This window comes from Pseudomonas benzenivorans, from assembly GCF_024397895.1.
In the GTDB taxonomy this organism is placed as follows: domain Bacteria; phylum Pseudomonadota; class Gammaproteobacteria; order Pseudomonadales; family Pseudomonadaceae; genus Aquipseudomonas; species Aquipseudomonas benzenivorans_A.
Genome location: NZ_CP073346.1, coordinates 4,651,916 through 4,671,597 on the forward strand (window position 1 = coordinate 4,651,916; position 19,682 = coordinate 4,671,597).

14 protein-coding genes are annotated in these 19,682 nt (G+C 65.2%); 11 read left to right on the forward strand and 3 right to left on the reverse strand.

Annotated features, from left to right (window positions below; translation table 11 throughout):
• Nucleotides 1-54: 54 nt before the first annotated feature.
• Both xdhB and xdhA read right to left on the reverse strand, forming a co-directional pair.
• A complete protein-coding gene (gene xdhB, locus KDW96_RS21610; protein ID WP_255838261.1) occupies nt 55-2,454 on the reverse strand; it encodes a xanthine dehydrogenase molybdopterin binding subunit in 2,400 nt (799 codons plus the stop codon).
• A complete protein-coding gene (gene xdhA / locus KDW96_RS21615) occupies nt 2,447-3,916 on the reverse strand; it encodes a xanthine dehydrogenase small subunit (RefSeq protein ID WP_255838262.1) in 1,470 nt (489 codons plus the stop codon). Before xdhA ends, xdhB begins: the two co-directional genes overlap by 8 nt.
• Before the next feature lie 443 nt (nt 3,917-4,359).
• Here xdhA and KDW96_RS21620 point away from each other — a divergent pair, with 443 nt between their 5' ends.
• The 4 genes from KDW96_RS21620 (at nt 4,360) to ligA (ending at nt 12,043) form a co-directional block, all read left to right on the forward strand.
• The gene (locus KDW96_RS21620; RefSeq protein ID WP_255838263.1) at nt 4,360-5,019 is read left to right on the forward strand and encodes a GntR family transcriptional regulator; all 660 of its coding nucleotides are present in this window, start codon (nt 4,360-4,362) and stop codon (nt 5,017-5,019) included.
• 3 nt (nt 5,020-5,022) lie between these two features.
• Nucleotides 5,023-8,511 (forward strand): chromosome segregation protein SMC, encoded by a 3,489-nt coding sequence (smc, locus tag KDW96_RS21625; protein WP_255838264.1) that lies wholly within the window; start codon nt 5,023-5,025, stop codon nt 8,509-8,511.
• A gap of 248 nt (nt 8,512-8,759) precedes the next feature.
• On the forward strand, nt 8,760-9,587 hold the full coding sequence (gene zipA / locus KDW96_RS21630) for a cell division protein ZipA (RefSeq protein WP_255838265.1): 828 nt from the start codon (nt 8,760-8,762) through the stop codon (nt 9,585-9,587).
• Nucleotides 9,588-9,649: 62 nt separating this feature from the next.
• Entirely contained in the window at nt 9,650-12,043 is a 2,394-nt protein-coding gene (gene ligA, locus KDW96_RS21635) for an NAD-dependent DNA ligase LigA (RefSeq protein ID WP_255838266.1), read from the forward strand.
• A 124-nt stretch (nt 12,044-12,167) separates the two neighbouring features.
• Here ligA and KDW96_RS21640 read toward each other — a convergent pair whose 3' ends face one another.
• Complete coding sequence (locus KDW96_RS21640; RefSeq protein WP_370295248.1) at nt 12,168-13,001, reverse strand: helix-turn-helix domain-containing protein; 834 nt, start codon at nt 12,999-13,001, stop codon at nt 12,168-12,170.
• Nucleotides 13,002-13,464: 463 nt separating this feature from the next.
• On the opposite strand from KDW96_RS21640, the gene KDW96_RS21645 reads away from it, so the two are divergent.
• From KDW96_RS21645 to KDW96_RS21675, 7 genes are all read left to right on the forward strand, one after another.
• Nucleotides 13,465-13,656, forward strand: a complete 192-nt coding sequence (locus KDW96_RS21645; RefSeq protein WP_255838268.1) for a Flp family type IVb pilin — start codon at nt 13,465-13,467, stop codon at nt 13,654-13,656.
• A 31-nt stretch (nt 13,657-13,687) separates the two neighbouring features.
• Complete coding sequence (locus KDW96_RS21650; RefSeq protein WP_255838269.1) at nt 13,688-14,203, forward strand: A24 family peptidase; 516 nt, start codon at nt 13,688-13,690, stop codon at nt 14,201-14,203.
• An 18-nt stretch (nt 14,204-14,221) separates the two neighbouring features.
• Nucleotides 14,222-15,544: a DUF8689 domain-containing protein gene (locus tag KDW96_RS21655; protein ID WP_255838270.1), complete on the forward strand. Its 1,323-nt coding sequence runs from the start codon at nt 14,222-14,224 to the stop codon at nt 15,542-15,544.
• Nucleotides 15,545-15,556: 12 nt separating this feature from the next.
• A complete protein-coding gene (cpaB, locus tag KDW96_RS21660; RefSeq protein WP_255838272.1) occupies nt 15,557-16,369 on the forward strand; it encodes a Flp pilus assembly protein CpaB in 813 nt (270 codons plus the stop codon).
• 79 nt (nt 16,370-16,448) lie between these two features.
• The gene (locus KDW96_RS21665; RefSeq protein ID WP_255838273.1) at nt 16,449-17,975 is read left to right on the forward strand and encodes a type II and III secretion system protein family protein; all 1,527 of its coding nucleotides are present in this window, start codon (nt 16,449-16,451) and stop codon (nt 17,973-17,975) included.
• Between the two features lie 86 nt (nt 17,976-18,061).
• On the forward strand, nt 18,062-18,334 hold the full coding sequence (locus KDW96_RS21670) for a hypothetical protein (RefSeq protein ID WP_255838274.1): 273 nt from the start codon (nt 18,062-18,064) through the stop codon (nt 18,332-18,334).
• A 7-nt stretch (nt 18,335-18,341) separates the two neighbouring features.
• The gene (locus tag KDW96_RS21675) at nt 18,342-19,682 is read left to right on the forward strand and encodes a pilus assembly protein TadG-related protein (RefSeq protein ID WP_255840592.1); all 1,341 of its coding nucleotides are present in this window, start codon (nt 18,342-18,344) and stop codon (nt 19,680-19,682) included.

The window sequence follows — 19,682 nt, forward strand, 5'->3', positions numbered from 1 at the left end:
ATTCGGGGCACAGGGTGGAGATCGCCATGGGCTTCTCCACCCTGAACCAGTGTTTCAGGCCGGCTCGACAGTCACCGCGGTGGCGGATTTGGCCGGCTCCTGCAGCCGCTTCATCTGCTCCACACCCCAGAGTACGCGCTCGGGGGTGGCCGGGGCGTCGATCGCCGGCTGCACCCGATAATCGGCCAGGCTGGCCACCGCGTCCTTGATCGCGCACCACACGGCGATGCCGAGCATGAACGGCGGCTCGCCCACGGCCTTGGAGTGGAACACGGTGTCTTCTGGATTCTTGCGGTTTTCCACCAGCTTGACCCGCAAATCCAGCGGCATGTCGGCGATGGCCGGGATCTTGTAGCTGGCCGGGCCATTGGTCATCAGCTTGCCCTTGGCATTCCACACCAGCTCTTCCATGGTCAGCCAGCCCATGCCCTGGACGAACGCGCCCTCGACCTGGCCGATGTCGATGGCCGGGTTCAGCGAGGCGCCGACGTCGTGCAGGATGTCGGTGCGCAGCATCTTGTACTCGCCGGTCAGGGTGTCGACCAGTACCTCGGCGCAGGCGGCGCCGTAGGCGAAGTAGTAGAACGGCCGGCCGGCCGCCTTGTCGCGGTCGTAGTAGATCTTCGGCGTGCGGTAGAAGCCGGTGCTGGAGAGCGACACCTGGGCGAAGTAGGCCTTCTGGATCAGCTCCTCGAACGACAGGAACTGCTCGCGCACCCGTACCTGGCCGTTGCGGAACTCCACGTCTTCCGGGGTGACCTTGTACTCGCGCACCAGGAAGTCCACCAGGCGCTGCTTGAGGGTCTCGGCGGCGTTCTGCGCGGCCTTGCCGTTGAGGTCGGCGCCGCTGCTGGCGGCGGTCGGCGAGGTGTTGGGCACCTTGTCGGTGTTGGTCGCGGTGATCTGGATGCGCGAGATGTCGACCTGGAACACTTCGGCCACCACCTGGGCCACCTTGGTGTTGAGGCCCTGGCCCATCTCGGTGCCGCCATGGTTGAGGTGGATGCTGCCGTCGGTGTAGATGTGGATCAGCGCCCCGGCCTGGTTGAGGAAGGTGGCGGTGAAGCTGATGCCGAATTTCACCGGGGTCAGCGCCAGGCCCTTCTTCAGCACCGGGCTCTTGGCGTTGAAGACGCGGATGGCCTCGCGCCGCTGGGCGTACCCGCTGCTGGCCTCCAGCTCGGCGGTCATCTCGGCGAGCATGTTGTGCTCGACGGTCTGGTGGTAATGGGTGACGTTGCGCTCGTGCTTGCCGTAGTAGTTGAGCTTGCGCACCGCCAGCGGGTCCTTGCCCAGGGAGCGGGCGACGTGATCCATGACCTGCTCGATGGCGACCATGCCCTGGGGGCCGCCGAAGCCGCGGTAGGCGGTGTTCGAGGCGGTGTTGGTCTTGCAGCGGTGGCCGTTGATGGTGGCGTTGCCGAGGAAATAGGCGTTGTCCGAGTGGAACATCGCGCGGTCGACGATGGAGCCGGACAGGTCGGGCGAGTAGCCGCAGTTGCCCGCCAGTTCCATCTGGATGCCGTGGAGCAGGCCGTCGTCGTCGAAGCCGACGTCGTACTCGACGTAGAAGGGGTGACGCTTGCCGGTGATGGTCATGTCTTCCATGCGCGGCAGGCGCATCTTGGTCGGCCGGCCGGTGAGGTGGGCGATCACCGCGCAGAGGCAGGCCGGCCCGGCGGCCTGGGTCTCCTTGCCGCCGAAACCGCCGCCCATGCGGCGCATGTCGATGACCACCTTGTGCATGGGCACGCCGAGGACTTCGGCGACCAGCTTCTGCACTTCGGTGGCGTTCTGCGTCGAGGTGTAGACGATCATCCCGCCATCTTCGGTGGGCATCACCGAGGAGATCTGCGTCTCCAGATAAAAGTGCTCCTGGCCGCCGATGTGCAGCTTGCCTTGCAGGCGGTGTGGGGCGCTGGCCAGGGCCGCGGCCGAATCGCCGATGCGGTGCTGGTGGCTGTCGAGGACGAAGTGCTTCTTGCGCAGCGCCTCTTCCACGTCCAGCACCGGCTCCAGGTCCTCATACTCGATGATCGCCGCCATGGCCGCCTTGCGTGCGGTTTCCAGGCTGTCGGCGCCGACCGCGACCACCACCTGGCCGACGTATTCGACCTTGCCGTCGGCCAGCAGCGGATCGCCGGCGACCACCGGGCCGATGTCCAGCTGGCCGGGCACATCCTGGCTGGTGATGGCGATGGCCACGCCGGGGATCGCGTAGCAGGGCGCCGTGTCGATGCGGACGATGCGTGCATGGGCGCGGTCGCTAAGGCGGGCGTAGACGTGCAGCTGGTTGGGGAATTCCAGGCGGTCGTCGACGTACACCGCCTCTCCGGAGACGTGCTTCTCGGCGCTCTCGTGCTTGACGCTGCGGCCGACACCGGTGGTGATGTCGGCGCGGAACAGTTCTGCCAGTTCGGCCTGGGTCTTCGGGGTTTTGTGATGGTTAGACATAGGCGGTCACCCGGGTATCGACTTCGGGAGCTTGCAGCTCGAGGAAGAATTTACGCAGCAGGTTCTGCGCGGTGAGCAGGCGGTATTCCTTGCTGGCGCGGAAATCGCTGAGCGGGGTGAAGTCCTCGGCCAGGGCGGCGCAGGCGCGCTCGATCACGCCCGGGTACCAGGCCGAGCCGGTCAGCGCGGCCTCACAGGCGGCGGCGCGCTTGGGAATCGCCGCCATGCCGCCGAAGGCGATGCGGGCCTCCTTCACCACACCATCCTCGACCAGCAGGTTGAAGGCGGCGCACACGGCCGAGATGTCGTCGTCCAGGCGCTTGGACACCTTGTAGGCGCGAAACGCCTGGTTGGCCTTGGCGCGCGGCACCAGGATCTTCTCGATGAACTCGGCCTCCTGACGTGCCGTTACCTTGTAGTCGAGGAAATAGTCTTGCAGGGCCAGGGTGCGGGTGCTGTTGCCCTGGCGCAGGACGATCTGCGCGCCCAGGGCGATCAGCAGCGGCGGGGCGTCGCCGATCGGCGAGGCGTTGCCGATATTGCCGCCGAGGGTGCCCTGGTTGCGGATCTGCAGGGAGGCGAAGCGGTGCAGCAGCTCGCCGAAGTCCGGATACTCCTTGGCCAGTGCCCCATAGCAGTCGGACAGGGCGGTGGCCGCGCCGATCTCGATAGAGTCGTCGGTGATCTCCACGCGCTTCATGGCTTCGATATGGCCGACGTAGATCATCACCGGCAGTTCGCGGTGGAACTGAGTCACCTCCAGGGCCAGGTCGGTGCCACCGGCGAGCAGGCGCGCCTCGGGGTTGGCGACATAGAGATCGGCCAGGTCGGCGACCGTCAGCGGCAGCAGGCAGCGCTTGTCGCCACTGTTCAGCTCGGCGGTTTCCCGGGGGGCGATGGCTTTCAGTTGGGCGACGGTTTCCTTCTCGAATGCGTCGAACTGGTCGGGCTGGGCCTGGCAGCAGGCCTGTTCGGCGGCATCGATGATCGGCCGGTAGCCGGTGCAGCGGCACAGGTTGCCGGCCAGGGCTTCCAGGGTTTCACCCTTGTCGAAGCCGTTGCTGCCGCTCGCGGCCCGACCGATCGCGGCCCGATTCTTCTGCAGGGCGAACAGCGACATGACGAAGCCGGGGGTGCAGAAGCCGCACTGCGAGCCGTGGCAATCGACCATCGCCTGCTGCACGCTGTGCAGCTTGCCCTGGTGCTTGAGGTCTTCGACGGTGATCAGCTGCTTGCCGTGCAGGGATGCGACGAAGGTCAGGCAGGAATTGAGGGTGCGATAGCGCACGCGATCGCCATCGAGCTCACCGACCACCACGGTGCAGGCGCCGCAGTCGCCGGAGGCGCAGCCTTCTTTGGTGCCGGGTTTGCCCACGTGTTCACGCAGGTAGTTGAGCACTGTGACGTTAGGATCGAGTCGCTGCTCGCTGCGCAGCTCCCGGTTGAGTAAAAACTGGATCAAGGACGACCTCCAGGCATTTTATTGTTCTGTACGAGCGGCTCGTAGCGGCGGGGAAGGAGCGGTGGCGCGGATTTCCCGGCGTTCTCGCCTCGTCTGTCATGGAGCAAATCTAGAGTTTTCTGACTTTTGGGTCAACAAATATTTGACCCCTTGGTCAGATGATTGTCATGCGATTCGGTTATGAGCCCGCCTGCCGAGGAAAGGCTAGCCGGTTCTACCTGCGCGGACTGTCTGGCGCGCTGGGTCGCGCAGCTGTAGAGCGCCCAGGCAGGGCAGCCGTGCGGCATGGCTGAGCGGGTCGTCATACTCGTCCTCGCTGGCGTAGGTCTGCGGCACCCTGTGATACACTCGCGCCCCGAATTCGCCCCTCCAGCGCCTGCCTGGTGGGGGCCGCAGCAGCAACGCCGCTTGCCCCAATAGGTCAGCAGAGCCTAAGGAAAACCATGACGTTCAAGGCACCGGACAGCCTCGCCGAGCAGATCGCCCACTACCTCGCAGAGCGCATCATCCGCGGCGAGATGCAGGCGAAACAGCGCATTCAGGAGCAGAAGGTCACCCAGGCGCTCAATGTCAGCCGGGGCTCGGTGCGTGAGGCGCTGCTGATTCTCGAGCGCCGCCACCTGGTCGTCATCCTGCCGCGTCGCGGCGCCCAGGTGAGCGAACTGACCCCGCACAACGTGAAGAGCCTGTACGCCCTGGTCATCGAGCTCTATGTCCTGCTCGCCCGGGCGGTGGCCGACGGCTGGCAGGAGGAAAGCGATCTGGCGCCTTTTCAGGCCATTCAGCAGCGCCTGCTGGAGGCCCAGCAGCGCGAGGATATCAGCGCCTTCGTCGAATACAGTTTCGACGTGATGCGCGCGGCCTTCCCGTTCGCCGACAACCCCTATCTGCAGGAAACCGTCGAGAACCTGCTGCCGGCGATCAGCCGGACCTATCAGCTGGTGCTGGAGCGGCGCAGGGGCGAGATGACGCAGTACCTCACCACCTTCGCCCAGCTGCTGCGGGCGATCATCGAGCGTGACCATGGGCGCGCCCGCGAACTGCTGCTCGCTTATGGCGAGCACAACTGCCAGCTGGTCCTGGCGACCCTGGCCGAGCGCTGAACCATGCGCCTCAAGTGCATCAAGCTGGCGGGCTTCAAGTCCTTCGTCGACCCGACCACGGTGAGCTTCCCGAGCAACATGGCGGCGGTGGTCGGGCCCAATGGCTGCGGCAAGTCCAACATCATCGACGCGGTACGTTGGGTGATGGGCGAGAGTTCGGCCAAGAACCTGCGCGGCGAGTCGATGACCGACGTCATCTTCAACGGCTCCAATACGCGCAAGCCGGTGACCCAGGCCAGTATCGAGCTGATCTTCGACAACTCCGACGGCACCCTGGTCGGCGAATACGCCGGTTACAACGAGATTTCCATCCGTCGCCGGGTAACCCGCGACAGTCAGAACACGTACTTCCTCAACGGCACCAAGTGCCGGCGCCGCGACATCACCGACATCTTCCTCGGTACCGGGCTGGGGCCGCGCAGCTACTCGATCATCGAACAGGGGATGATTTCCAAGCTGATCGAGGCCAAGCCCGAGGACCTGCGCAACTTCATCGAAGAGGCGGCGGGCATCTCCAAGTACAAGGAGCGGCGCCGCGAAACCGAGAACCGCATTCGCCGCACCCACGAGAACCTGGCGCGCCTGACCGACCTGCGCGAGGAGCTGGAACGCCAGCTGGAGCGCCTGCATCGCCAGGCCCAGGCCGCGGAGAAGTACCAGCAATACAAGGGCGAGGAGCGCCAGCTCAAGGCCCAGCTCACGGCCCTGCGCTGGCAGGCGCTGAACGAGCAGGTCGGCCAGCGCGAGGCGGTGATCGGCAACCAGGAAGTGAGCTTCGAGGCCCTGGTGGCCGAGCAGCGCAATGCCGACGCGAGCATCGAGCGGCTGCGTGACGGCCACCACGAGCTGAGCGAGCGCTTCAACCTGGTGCAGGGGCGTTTCTATTCGGTCGGCGGGGATATTGCCCGGGTCGAGCAGAGTATCCAGCATGGCCAGCAGCGCCTGCGCCAGCTGCAGGACGACCTGCGCGAGGCCGAGCGCGCGCGCCAGGAGACCGAATCGCACCTGGGCCACGACCGCACCCTGCTGGCCACCCTGGGCGAAGAGCTGGCGATGCTCGAGCCCGAGCAGGAGTTGACCGCCGCCGCCGCCGAGGAAGCCGCAGCGGCGCTGGAAGAGGCCGAGAGCGCCATGCACGGTTGGCAGGAGCAGTGGGACGGCTTCAACCAGCGCAGCGCCGAACCGCGTCGCCAGGCCGAAGTCCAGCAGTCGCGCATTCAGCAGTTGGAGCAGAGCCTGGAGCGCCTGGCCGAGCGTCAGGGCCGTCTCGCAGATGAACTGCAGCAGTTGGCGGACGACCCGGAAGACGCGGCGATTATCGAACTGGGCGAGCAGATTGCCGCCGCCGAATTGGATCAGGAGCAGCTGCAGGCCGATGAGCAGCACCTGGCCGAGCGACTGCAGCAATTGCGCAGCGAACTGCAGCAGGCCGGCCAGGCCCAGCAGCAGGCTCAGGGCGAGCTGCAGCGCCTGAATGGCCGCCTGGCCTCGCTGGAAGCCTTGCAGCAGGCCGCGCTCGATCCCGGCCAGGGCGCCGGCCAGTGGTTGCGCGAGCAGCGCCTGAGCGAGCGTCCGCGCCTGGCTGAAGGGCTGCGGGTCGAGCCGGGCTGGGAACTGGCGGTGGAAACCGTGCTGGGCGCCGATCTGCACGCGGTGCTGCTGGACGATTTCGGGGGGCTGGATTTCGCCGGCCTGAGTCAGGGCGAGCTGCGTCTACTCACCCCGGCCGCCAATGGGGCGAGGGTCCCGGGCAGCCTGTTGGACAAGGTCGAGGCGAGCATCGACCTGGCGCCCTGGCTGGCGAAGGTTCGGCCGGTGGCGACTCTGGAGGAGGCCCTGGCGGCCCGCGCGGCCCTGGGCGAGGGCGAAAGTCTGATCAGTCGCGACGGTTACTGGGTCGGCCGGCACTTCCTGCGCGTGCGCCGTGCCAGCGAGGCGGAGAGTGGCGTGCTGGCCCGTGGCCAGGAACTGGAGCGCCTGGGGCTGGAGCGCGACGAGCGGGAAGCCGCGCTGGAGCTGCTCGACGAACGTCTGCAGGCGCTGCGCGACAGTCAGCGCCAGCAGGAGGAGCTACGCGAGCAGCAGCGCCGCCAGTTGCAGGAGCGTACCCGGGTGCTCGGCGAGCTGAAGGCGCGGCTGTCCGCCAGCCAGGCCAAGGCCGAGCAGCTGAGCCTGCGCCGCCGTCGGCTGGATGCCGAGCAGGCCGAACAGGTCGAGCAGCGTGAGCTGGAGCAGGAGCAGCTGGGCGAGGCGCGTTTGCAGTTGCAGGACGCCCTGGAGGCCATGGCCCTCGACAACGACCAGCGCGAAAGCCTGCTGGCCAGTCGCGACGCGCTGCGCGAGCGGCTCGACCGGGTGCGGCAGGAGGCGCGCCAGCACAAGGACCATGCCCATCAGCTGGCGGTGCGCCTGGGCTCGCTGCGGGCCCAGCATGATTCAACCCGCCAGGCCCTCGAGCGCCTGGAGTTGCAGGCCGAGCGCCTGCATGAGAAGCGCGAGCAGCTCAGTCTCAACCTGGAGGAGGGCGAAGCCCCGCTGGAAGAGCTGCGCCTGAAGCTGGAAGAGCTGCTCGATCGGCGCATGGGCGTGGAGGAGGAACTCAAGCACGCGCGCCTGGCCCTGGAAGATGCCGATCGTGAACTGCGTGATGCCGAGAAGCGCCGCAGCCAGGCCGAGCAGCAGTCCCAGTTGTTGCGCGGTCAACTCGAGCAGCAGCGAATGGAGTGGCAGTCGCTGAACGTGCGGCGCAAGGCGCTGCAGGATCAGTTGGCCGAGGACGGTTACGATCTGCACGGCGTGCTCGCCAGCCTGCCGCCGGAGGCCGGGGAGCCGGCCTGGGAAGAAGAGCTCGAGCGGCTCGCCGCCCGAATCCAGCGCCTCGGGCCGATCAACCTGGCGGCCATCGACGAGTACCAGCAGCAATCGGAGCGCAAGCGTTACCTGGATGCCCAGGACGCCGATCTGGTCGAGGCGCTGGATACCCTGGAAAACGTCATCCGCAAGATCGACAAGGAAACCCGCAACCGCTTCAAGGAGACCTTCGATCAGATCAACGGCGGCCTGCAGGCGCTGTTCCCCAAGGTCTTCGGCGGCGGCAATGCCTATCTGGAACTGACCGGGGAAGACCTGCTGGACACCGGTGTGACCATCATGGCGCGCCCCCCGGGCAAGAAGAACAGCACCATTCACCTGCTCTCCGGCGGCGAGAAGGCGCTGACGGCACTGGCGTTGGTATTTGCCATATTTCAGCTCAATCCGGCGCCCTTCTGTATGCTCGACGAAGTGGACGCGCCGCTGGACGACGCCAACGTTGGCCGTTATGCCCGATTGGTCAAAGAGATGTCCGAGAAGGTGCAGTTCATCTATATCACCCACAACAAGATCGCCATGGAAATGGCCGACCAGCTGATGGGCGTCACCATGCACGAGCCGGGTTGCTCGCGTCTGGTCGCGGTGGATGTGGAGGAGGCGTTGGCCATGGTGGACGCCTAGGTAGCATCGAGTCCCCGGGGCGCGGCTATATTGCGAGAGCGCCGGGGCTCAGCTCGGCCATGGCAGCGTTTATAACGGCCTTCTGGCTGTGTAAAGTTGCCTTTCGTCGTGCTAGCTTAATGCGCACATTTTATTGTTCGTGGAAAACGCCTGTCAGAACATGGAGTTGGCGCCACGTTTCGAGATCATCGAAGTAAGGGCCGGATGCCCTTTATTCATAGAAAATTCATTAGGGGTCAGGGTATTTCATGGAATTCGGTCTGCGCGAATGGCTGATCGTCATCGGTATCATCGTCATTGCTGGCATCTTGTTCGATGGCTGGCGGCGCATGCGCGGTGGCAAGGGCAAGTTGAAATTCAAGCTCGATCGGAATCTCGTTGGTGGGGTGGACGATGACGGCGATCCCGACCTGCTGGGTCCGCCGCGGGTGGTCGAGCGCCATCAGGAGCCTTCCCTGGATGAGCACGATCTGCCCGCCATGAGCGCCCGCGAACTGAATCGCCGCCGCTCCGGCGAGCCGCGCCAGGGTGACCTGAACCTGGGCCTGGATGAACCGGTGCCGACCTTGCTCAACCCCGTCGAACAGGACGCTCCCGAGAGCCACAACGGCGCCAAGAAATCGGTAGTCAAAGAGCCTGCACGGGTGGAAGAGGTGCTGGTGATCAACGTGGTAGCCCGCGATGGCGAAGGGTTCAAGGGCCCGGCGCTGCTGCAGAACATTCTCGAGAGCGGCCTGCGCTTCGGCGAGATGGACATCTTCCACCGTCACGAAAGCATGGCCGGCAATGGCGAGGTGCTGTTCTCCATGGCCAATGCACTCAAGCCGGGGACCTTCGATCTGGACGATATCGAGGGTTTCAGCACGCGTGCGGTCAGCTTCTTCCTCGGCCTGCCTGGGCCGCGACATCCGAAGCAGGCGTTCGACGTGATGGTCGCCGCCGCGCGCAAGCTGGCCCACGAGCTGAATGGCGAGCTGAAGGACGATCAGCGCAGCGTGATGACTTCGCAGACCATCGAGCACTACCGTCAGCGTATCGTCGAGTTCGAGCGCAAGCAGCTGACCAGCAAACGCTAAGTTCCGATTGTTTCGTGAAAAGAGCAGCCCAGGCTGCTCTTTTCGTTTGAGAGATAAACCCTATGACCGACGCTACCCCCTCCACAAAGAGCGCCGCCGAACGCATCGCCCAGTTGCGCAGCGAGCTGGATGAGCACAACTACCGCTACCACGTGCTCGACGAGCCGAGCATTCCGGACGTCGAGTACGATCGCCTGTACCGCGAGCTGAAGGCCCTGGAGGCCGAGCACCCGCAGCTGATCACCCCCGATTCGCCGACCCAGCGGGTCGGCAGCCTGGCGCTGAGCGCCTTCGGCGAGGTCAAGCATGAGGTGCCGATGCTCAGTCTCGGCAACGCCTTCGAGGAAAGCGATCTGCTGGATTTCGACCGGCGAGTGCGCGAGGGCCTGGATCTGCCGGTCGGCGACCCTACCGGGGACCTGTTCGGTGGCGGCGTTGAAGTGGAGTACAGCTGCGAGCCCAAGCTGGATGGCCTGGCCGTCAGCCTGCTGTACGAGAACGGCCAGCTGGTGCGCGGCGCCACCCGCGGCGACGGCAGCACAGGCGAGGACATCAGCGTCAACGTGCGCACCGTGCGCAACATTCCGCTGCGCCTGCACGGCAGCGGCTGGCCCGCGGTGCTGGAGGTGCGCGGTGAGGTGTTCATGTCCAAGGCCGGCTTCGAGGCGTTGAACGCGCGCCAGCTGGAGTCAGGCGGCAAGACCTTCGCCAACCCGCGCAACGCCGCGGCCGGCAGCCTGCGTCAGCTCGACCCGAAGATCACCGCCAGTCGCCCGCTGGAGCTGTGCGCCTACGGCATTGGCCGGGTCGAGGGCGAGCTGCCGCACACCCATATCGGCATCCTCGAGGCGCTGAAGGGCTGGGGTTTGCCGATCAGTCGCGAGCTGAAACTGGCCAAGGGCGCCCAGGACTGCCTGGACTACTACCGTGCCATCGGCGAGCGACGCGAATCGCTGCCCTATGAGATCGATGGCGTAGTGTTCAAGGTCAACAGCCTGGCCTACCAGCGCGAGCTGGGCTTCCGTGCCCGCGAGCCGCGCTGGGCCATTGCCCACAAGTTCCCGGCCATGGAGGAGCTGACCGAGCTGCTGGCCGTCGAGTTTCAGGTCGGACGCACCGGTGCGGTCACCCCGGTGGCCCGTCTGAAGCCGGTGAAAGTGGCCGGCGTCACGGTGTCCAACGCGACCCTGCACAACATGGATGAAGTGGCGCGCCTGGGGGTTATGGTCGGCGATACTGTGGTCATCCGCCGCGCCGGCGACGTGATCCCGCAGGTGGTTCAGGTGGTGGCCGAGCGCCGTCCGGCCACCGCGCAGCCGGTGCAGGTGCCCGAGTCTTGCCCGGTGTGCGGCTCCCAGGTCGAGCGCACCCAGCTGATCAAGCGCAGCAAGGGGCGCGAGACCGTCAGCGAGGGTTCGGTGTACCGCTGCGTCGGCCGCCTGGCCTGTGGCGCCCAGCTCAAGCAGGCGATCATTCACTTCGTGTCGCGCCGCGCCATGGATATCGAGGGCCTCGGCGAGAAGAGCGTCGAGCAGCTGGTCGATGAAGGCCTGGTGAGCTCGCCGGCGGACCTGTACAGCCTGAGTTTCGAGCAGATCGTCGGTCTGGAGGGCTTCGCCGAGCTGTCGAGCAAGAACCTGCTGGCCGCCATCGCCGACAGTCGACGGCCCAGCCTGGCACGTTTCATCTATGCGCTCGGCATTCCCGATGTCGGCGAGGAAACCGCCAAGCTGCTGGCCCGCGCCCTGGGGTCGCTCGCGCGTATTCAGCAGGCATTGCCCCAGGTGCTGACCTACCTGCCGGATGTCGGTCTGGAAGTGGCCCACGAAATTCGTAACTTCTTCGATGACGGGCACAACCAGCAGGTGATTCGCGACCTGCTGGCCCGTGGTATCGAGCTGCAGGAGGAGGGTGAGGTCGGTGCCGAGTTCGCCGCTTGCACCAGCCTGGCCGGCTTTATCGACAAGCTGAATATCGCCGGCATCGCCGCCACCGGGGCGAAGAACCTGGCCGAGCGTTGCGGCAGCCTGGATGGGCTGATCGCCCTGAGCCAGGACTGGCTGGAATTGAGCGTGACAAAGGGCCTCAACGAGAAGGCCAAGCAGGCGCTGCGCGAGTACTTTGCGGTGCCGGCCAATGTCGAGTGGGCCCGGGCCATCGAGGCCCAGCTGCGCGCGTTCGGCATGCACTGGCAGAGCGAGCGCAAGCGCGTCGCGGGTCTACCCCTGGCGGGGCAGACCTGGGTGCTGACCGGCAGTCTCGAGGTGATGAGTCGCGATGTGGCCAAGGACAAGCTGGAGAGCCTGGGCGCCAAGGTGGCCGGCTCGGTGTCGGCCAAGACCAGCTGCGTGGTGGCCGGTCCAGGCGCCGGCTCCAAGCTGGCGAAGGCCAACGAGCTGGGCCTGCGGGTGCTGGACGAGGCGCAGTTTCTCGCGGAGCTGAGTCGCCTGGGCTAGGCCTGTAGGGTGCGCTGCGCGCAGCAAACGCGCTCTGCCGGCGGTACCCGCTGGATGAAGAGGGCGCCATCCACTCTGCGGGCTATGGCAGCGTCGACGGTCCTGCCGGGTCTGCCGCGAGGGGTCAGGCCCTGACGCCGCGAAGCAGGCCTTCGATCACCTTCTGCGAGGAATCCTCCCCGGCCGAGTCGAGCCCGCCGGGCTGTTCGCAGCGATTCGACCGGCGATACTCGCTGGGGGTGCAGCCGTTGTACTGCTTGAACGACCGGGCGAAGTAGGATGGGTCCTTGAAGCCGGCCTCGTAACCGATGCTGGTGATGGGCATCTGGCTGTTGTCGAGCAGCTCCTTGGCGAAGTCCATGCGCTTGCCGAGGATGTAGTCCATGAAGCCGATGCCCATGACCTCCTTGAACAGGCGGCTGAAGCGAAAACTGGTCATCCCGCAACGCTGCGCCAGCGCCTTCTGGTCGATGTTCTCGTGAAAATTCTCATCGATGTATTGCAGGACCTTGTTCAACGCCTGGTGCTTCTGGTGCGCTGCGGTCATGCGGATGCTGCCCGGAAACGACGGGTGGCAGTCGACCTGGCGCTTCTTGCCCTGGCCGATGGGGTTGCGGCGTAGCTCGCACAGCTGGGTGAGGGCGCGCAGGTAGCGACTCCTCTCTGCCTCCGTCAGCGGCAGCACCATGTACTCCCACACCCGGGCGCGCATGGCCCACACGGCCAGCTCCTCGGAGTGCTGCACGGTGAACATGGTGATCGGGATGGAGGGTACGCTGCGCTTGACCTCCAGCAGCAGGTTGAGGCCGAGTGCGTCCGGGCGGTCGAAGTGCATGCAGATCATGTCCGGCTGCTGCGCGCTGGCACGTTGCGGCATGGCGGAGGCCGCGGCCAGGCGACATTCGCAGCTGGCAATAAAGTGCGCGATCAGGTCGTCAACCGATCGGTCGTGTGTCATGTCGAGCCATAGCAAGAATGGCTTGGTGGCCGAGTTAGACATCTTTTCTTAGCTCTGCGCCTTAGTTGTGTCCACACTTCGAAGTATTGCCAGAATGCCAGTACTGGAAAGATCAACTCTCGATAAAGCGCAGCCTTCTTAGACTTTCGGGTTCTGTATACAGGCTCGAGCCAATGGCTGTGCGGCTCTCCTCTGTCTGGCGAGTCCGAACTTTTTCGGATTGCTTCGCCGCTTGCGAATCTTCTTGGGAAGTATTGGCAAGTCCCTTCCGTGCAACGGCTTTTTCCGCGTGCTTCTAGGTACCGAGATTCGGCGAGCCGTTTCGCTTGCGCCGCAAAATAGTCCTAGTGTTCGGCAAAAGTCTTCTAACCCTCGGGCTATACCCTTACTAGGGTTCGAGTCAGGCGGGGCAAGAAGTGCCGCCGGTTTCCTGGAAGAACAACTTTCTAGTGAGGTGGGCGAAATGACTTTTCAAGCAATTAAGACTTCGGTGATGAAGTTCGTCAAAGACGAAGAGGGTCTGACCATCGTGGAGTATGCGGTGGCGGGTGGGTTGATCACGGTGGCGGTTGTACTCGCGTTCACTGGTCTGGGTGGTGCGGTGAACACCCGGATCGTTGCTCTCTGCAACGCCGTTCTTGCTGGGACTTGCTGATACAACAATAAATCCCAAGAGAGATGCAGCGATGTCCATAGAGCAGATGGTCCCCGTCATTGTGCTACTAGGGCTGCTGGGCATAGCGGTGGCGAGCGACTTGCGTCGCCACCGCATTCCCAACTTGCTAATCGTGCTGGGCCTCGCACTGGGGCTGGCCGGCCAGGCTTATTCGGATGGATTCGGTGGTCTGGGCGATGGCGCCTTGGGCCTGTTGATCGGCTTCGGCGTGCTTCTTCCGCTTTACGCCCTGGGCGGCATGGCCGCCGGTGACGTCAAGCTGATGGCCATGGTCGGTGCTTTTCTGACGCCGAATGGCGCGCTCTGGGCTGCATTCTTCAGCCTGATCGTCGGCGGCCTGTGCGGCTTCCTGATCGTGCTGGTGCGCGGGCAGTTGCCGATGACCTTTTCGCGTTACTGGCTGATGCTCAGGGCCCGGGCCTACTTTGCCCCGGCGGCAGACGAGGTGGCCGGCAAACCCTTTCCTTATTCGCTGGCGATTCTGTTGGGCACGCTGACCTGCCTGTACTTGCAGTATTTCGTTTGATAACCCGGGAGGCCAACCATGTACGCCATCAGCGACAGCGACGCCTACCCCAGTCAGCGCGAGGCGGTGCAGCGCCTGGCCCCGCAACCGCGGACGGTGCGCGAGACCGGCCTGGCAGAGAACTTCCTCGGTGACCTGGTGTGCAAGCACCTGCACGATGCCGGCGTGCTGGATATGCCGCGGCTGGTGGAGCGCCTGGCGCTGACCGGTTCGGTGCTCGAAGAGCTGCTCGGCTTCCTGCGCAAGGATGGTCGCATCGAAGTGCTGGGGCAATCCGGTGGCCAGGCGCTGCGCTACGGCCTGACCGAGCGCGGTCGCAGCAGTGCCCGCGACGCCCTGGCCCGCAGCGGCTATATCGGCGCGGCCCCCTACCCGGTGAGCAGCTACCGCTCCCTGCTCAAGCTGCAGACCATCCACCACGGTCGTATCACCGCCAACGATATGCACGCGGCCTTCGCCGAGGTGGTGCTGTCGCAGGCCATGCTCGATCAACTGGGGGCGGCGATGAATTCCGGGCGGGCCGTGATGATCTATGGCCCGGCGGGTACCGGCAAGACCTATATCAGCTCGCGGCTGATCGGGCTGTTCGCCGAGGCGGTCTGGGTGCCCCATGCCATCGCGATCAACGAGGCGGTGGTGGAGATCTACGACCCTCAGGTGCATCAGCGACTGGAGGACCAGGGCCAGCAAAAGAACCTGATGCTCAACCAGGGCATCGATCGCCGCTTGCTGTGCTGCAAGCGACCGGTGGTGATCACCGGCGGCGAACTGAGCATGGAGCAATTGGACATCCGCTACGACGCCTTCAGCCGTCAATACCAGGCGCCGTTGCAGCTGAAGGCCAGCAACGGCCTGTTCATCATCGACGACATGGGTCGCCAGCGCGTCGAGCCGGCGCAGCTGCTCAACCGCTGGATAGTGCCGATGGAGGAGAAGCGCGACTTCCTCAACCTCGGCGGCGGCCGCCACTGCGAGCTGCCCTTCGACCTCATCCTGGTGTTCTCGACCAACCTCAACCCGCTGGAGCTGGCCGACGAGGCCTTCCTGCGACGCATCGGCTACAAGCTGCACTTCGACTACCTCACGCCCGATCAATACACGCGCATCTGGCGGCAGGAGTGCGAGCGCCTGGGCATCGCCTACGACGAGGCATTGCTGGGCTTCGTACTGCAGGGCTTGTACGAGGTCGAGGGTATGCCGCTGGTGCCCTGCCACCCCCGCGACCTGCTCGGCATGGCGCTGGATCGCCAGCGTTACCAAGACGGCGCCGGCCCGCTGTCGCCAGGCGAACTGGAGTGGGCCTGGCGCAACTACTTCGTCCAGCTCGACTTTCTCGGCTAAGGAGATACTGACATGAGTGCGCGAACTCTTACCCTGGTGGCTCTTTCCCTGGTGCTCGGCCTAGGCGCGGCGTGGATGGCCAACAACTGGCTCAGCGCCCGGCTGAACGCCAGCCCGGACGACAACCTGCAGAACGTGGTGGTGGCCACCGTGGAGATACCCTTCGGCCAGATGGTCGAGGCCCAGCACGTGACCCTGGTACCCATGCCCAAGGGCGCGGCGCCGGACGATGCCTTCGACGCCCCCGACAAGGTGGTGGGCAAGATCGCCACCTTCGGCATGCTGCGCGGCGACATAGTGCGCGGTGCGCGGCTGGCCGAGCACTTGGGCGGCAGCACCCTGGCCTCGCTGATCGAGTCGAACAAGCGCGCCATCTCGGTGCGGGTCGACGATGTGGTCGGGGTCGGCGGCTTCCTGTTGCCGGGCAACCGGGTCGATGTCCTGGCCACGCGCAAGGTCGGCAATAACAGCAGCGCCGAGTCGAAGACCATCCTCGAAGACCTGCGGGTGCTGGCGGTCGACCAGACCGCCAGCACCGACGAGACCCAGCCGGTGGTGGTGCGCGCGGTGACGCTGGAGATGACCAGCGAGGAGGCCGAGGTGCTGGTCAAGGCGCAGACCGAAGGCAAGCTGCAACTGGCCCTGCGCAACCCGCTTAACAACGAGAAGAAACCGGAGGCCGTCGAGAAGCCGGCGGTGGCTGCGGCGCCGGCGCCGGCACCTAGTCCGGCCCCGGTGAAGCGCGTGGTGCGGCGCAGCTCCGGCGGCGGAGGCGTGACCATCATTCGTGGCACCGAGGTGAAGGTGGCCAAGGTGCATCTCTAGGCGTTGTTTGCCACTGGCACATGGCCGACTAGCCTTCGGACGTGGTCGAGCAAAAGACCTTTCAGGCAAGGAGAAGGACATGCAAAGCATTCGGAAAATCGCTTGCGCGTTGGCGCTGCTCGGTACCTGCTCGCCGCTCGTGCCCCTGATGGCGGCGGAAACGTCGCCTGGGGTAGCAGCCATGCCGGCGGCCAACACCAGCAACGTCCAGGTGCCGATCTACAAGTCGCGGATACTCACCACCCGCGCACCGGTCAAGAAGGTCTCGGTGGGCAACCCGGAGATCGCCGACATCCTGATTACCAGCCCCTCCGAGGTCTACCTGCTCGGACGTTCCCTGGGCAGCACCAACGTGCTGCTCTGGGATGGCAGGAACCGCCTGATCGACAGCCTCGACCTCGAGGTGGTGCACGACCTCGGTGGGTTGAAGGGCAAGCTGCATCAACTGATGCCCAACGAGCGCATCGAGGTGTTCAGCGCCCAGGGCGCGCTGGTGCTGCGCGGCCAGGTGAGCAGCGCGGCGGTGGCGGATACCGCGGTCAAGCTGGCCAAGACCTACACCGCGCAGACCGCCAGCGTGGTCCAGGGCGAGGGTGAGGCAGCCGCCGCGGCGCCCACCCAGTCGCTGGAAGTGATCAATCTGTTGACCGTCGGCGGCAGCCAGCAGGTGATGCTGGAGGTCAAGGTGGCGGAGATGCAGCGCAGCCTGGTCAAGAGCCTAAACGTGCGCTTCAATGCGCTGGACTTCGGCTCTTCCAGCCGTTGGTCCGGTGGTGGCTTCAACGGCGGAGTCGGGCCTGGCGGCATCCCGATCGGCCTGGTTCCCGATCCGCTGAACGACGGGTTTATCATTCCCGACCCGACCAGCCTTATCGGTAGCGGCAAGGGCATCTTCGCCCAGTTCCTCTCGGACGAATTCCTCTTCAACGTGGTGCTGGAGGCGTCCAAGGACAACGGCTCGGCCAAGGTGCTGGCGGAGCCGACCCTGACCACCCTGACCGGGCAGCAGGCGGAGTTCATCTCCGGCGGCGAGTTCCCCATCCCGGTATCCGACGAGGATGGCATCACCATCGAGTTCAAGGAGTTCGGCGTGGGGGTCAAGTTCCTCCCGGTGGTACTCGACTCCGGGCGCATCAACCTCAACCTGAATGTCTCGGTTAGCGAGCTGGTGGCGGCCAATAGCCTGGTGGTGCAGACGGGGGACGCCGTAGAGACTTCATTGTTGGTGCCGGCACTGACCAAGCGCAGCGCGCAGTCCACCGTGGAACTGGGCAACGGCCAGACCATCGCCATCGCCGGTCTGATCAGCGAGAACACCCGCGACTTCGTCAGCCGCTTTCCTGGCCTGGGCGACATACCGGTGCTCGGCCACCTGTTTCGCAGCCAGGAGTTCGTCAATGGCGAAACCGAGCTGGTGATCCTGGTGACGCCGCATCTGGCCAAGCCGATAGACGCCAGAAGCGTGCGCCTGCCCACCGAGAAGTTCGTCGAACCGAGCGACCTGGATTTCTACCTGCTCGGCAAGACCAAGGGACGCCAACTGGGGCGGCGGGTGCCTGTCAGTCTAGGGGTCAGCGAGGGCAGTTTCGGCCATGACCTGAATTAGCAGCTAAGGGAGCAAGCGCTTGCTGGTGACGGGTGAGTGCCTGCAAAGCAGGCCGCCGCGATATCGGATAATTGGAGGCAGCGAAGATGAAAACCATGATTTCCCTGTGCACGCTGGCATTCGCCCTGGCCGGTTGCATGAGCTATGAGGAGGGGCGGGTAGGGCCGCTCGGCAGCACGGTCTACGACGTCCACTATCAGCAGATCGCCGACAAGCAGCAGGCGGCTGCCCCCGGTACCGAGGTCTCCGCGACCGGCACCGATGGCCCGTTGACGGAAAAGGTCATGGATGGCTATCGCGGGGTGACCGGCGATGCGCAGCAGGTCGGCCAGCCAATCCAGATCAACATCAATAACTGAGGGGCGGATCATGAACCCCCGTATGCAACGGCCTTTCACCGCGTTGCCGCACCGCCAGCAGGGCGCAGTGATGGTGCTGGTCGTGGTGGCGTTGGCATCCATGCTGCTGATGTCCGCCCTGGCGCTGGACGGTGGGCACATGCTGCTGAACAAGGCGCGGCTGCAGAACGCGGTGGACGCCGCGGCCCTCAGCGGTGCCAAGACCCTGAGTCAGGTCATGGGCACCGGTAACGCGTCCAGTCAGACGCGGGATGCCGCATTGAACACCCTGTCGCTCAATGCCAACGCCAGTGGCAACGGCGAGCTGGCGGCGGCCATCACGGCGGCCGGCGGCGTCGGTGCTTTCGCGCAGGTGGAGTTGGCCACCGATGTCCAAGGGCCGTTCGCCTTCCCCGGGCCGGTGGATGCCCGTTTCGTGCGGGTAACGGTGGCGGACTACGCGTTGCCTGGCTTCTTCTGGGGGTTCGCCCAGGCGTTCGGCGCGGGCGGTCTCGCCGACAAGGCGGTGGCGGCCATCGCCACTGCCGGGCCGAGCCAGACCGCCCCCTGCGATCTGGCGCCCTTGCTGGTTTGTGGTGATGAGAACCAGTACGACCCGGGTACGGGCATGTTCTGGGGCTACCGCTTTGGCGACCTGGAGGTATTGAAGAGCGCGGCGGGAAACGCCCCGGCGATCGGTCCCGGCAACTTCCAGTTGCTTCGCCTGGACGATATGAGCGGCGCTGCGGATATCCGCGAGGCCCTGGCCGGGGGCGTAGATCAGTGCCTGACCCCGGGCGAGCCGGTGGAAACCGAGCCGGGCAATACCGTGGGCCCGGTGGCCCAGGGGCTGAACACCCGCTTCGGCCAGTACTCCGGGCCGATCAGCCCCGGCGACTATCCGCCGGACAAGGTGATCAGTTTCACCACGCCACGGATGACCTACAACGATCGCACCTCGCCGCCTCGGGTGGAACACCAGAACCAGCCGGTCACCTCGAACGACGGCGACTTGGCGACGGCCAGCACGAATCTGCTCGACTACAACGACTGGCTGGAGAGCGTCGCCAACTGCCCCAGCGGCTGCGAGGCCAATGGCGTGCTCGAGCGGCGCCTGCTGAAGATAGTGGTGGGCAACTGCGATGGTGCCTCGGGCGGGCAGACCTCAGTGCCGGTATTGGGCTACGGCTGTTTCTTCCTGGTGCAGACCGTCAGCCAGCAGGGCAACCAGGCGCAGATCTTCGGCCAGTTCGTCATGGATTGCGCCGGCGATAGCGTGCCGGGGCCCGTGGTGGATGACGTGGGGCCGAAGATCATCCAGCTGTACAAGACCTATCTGACGCCCTCGACGCCGAGCCCCGATTCCTAG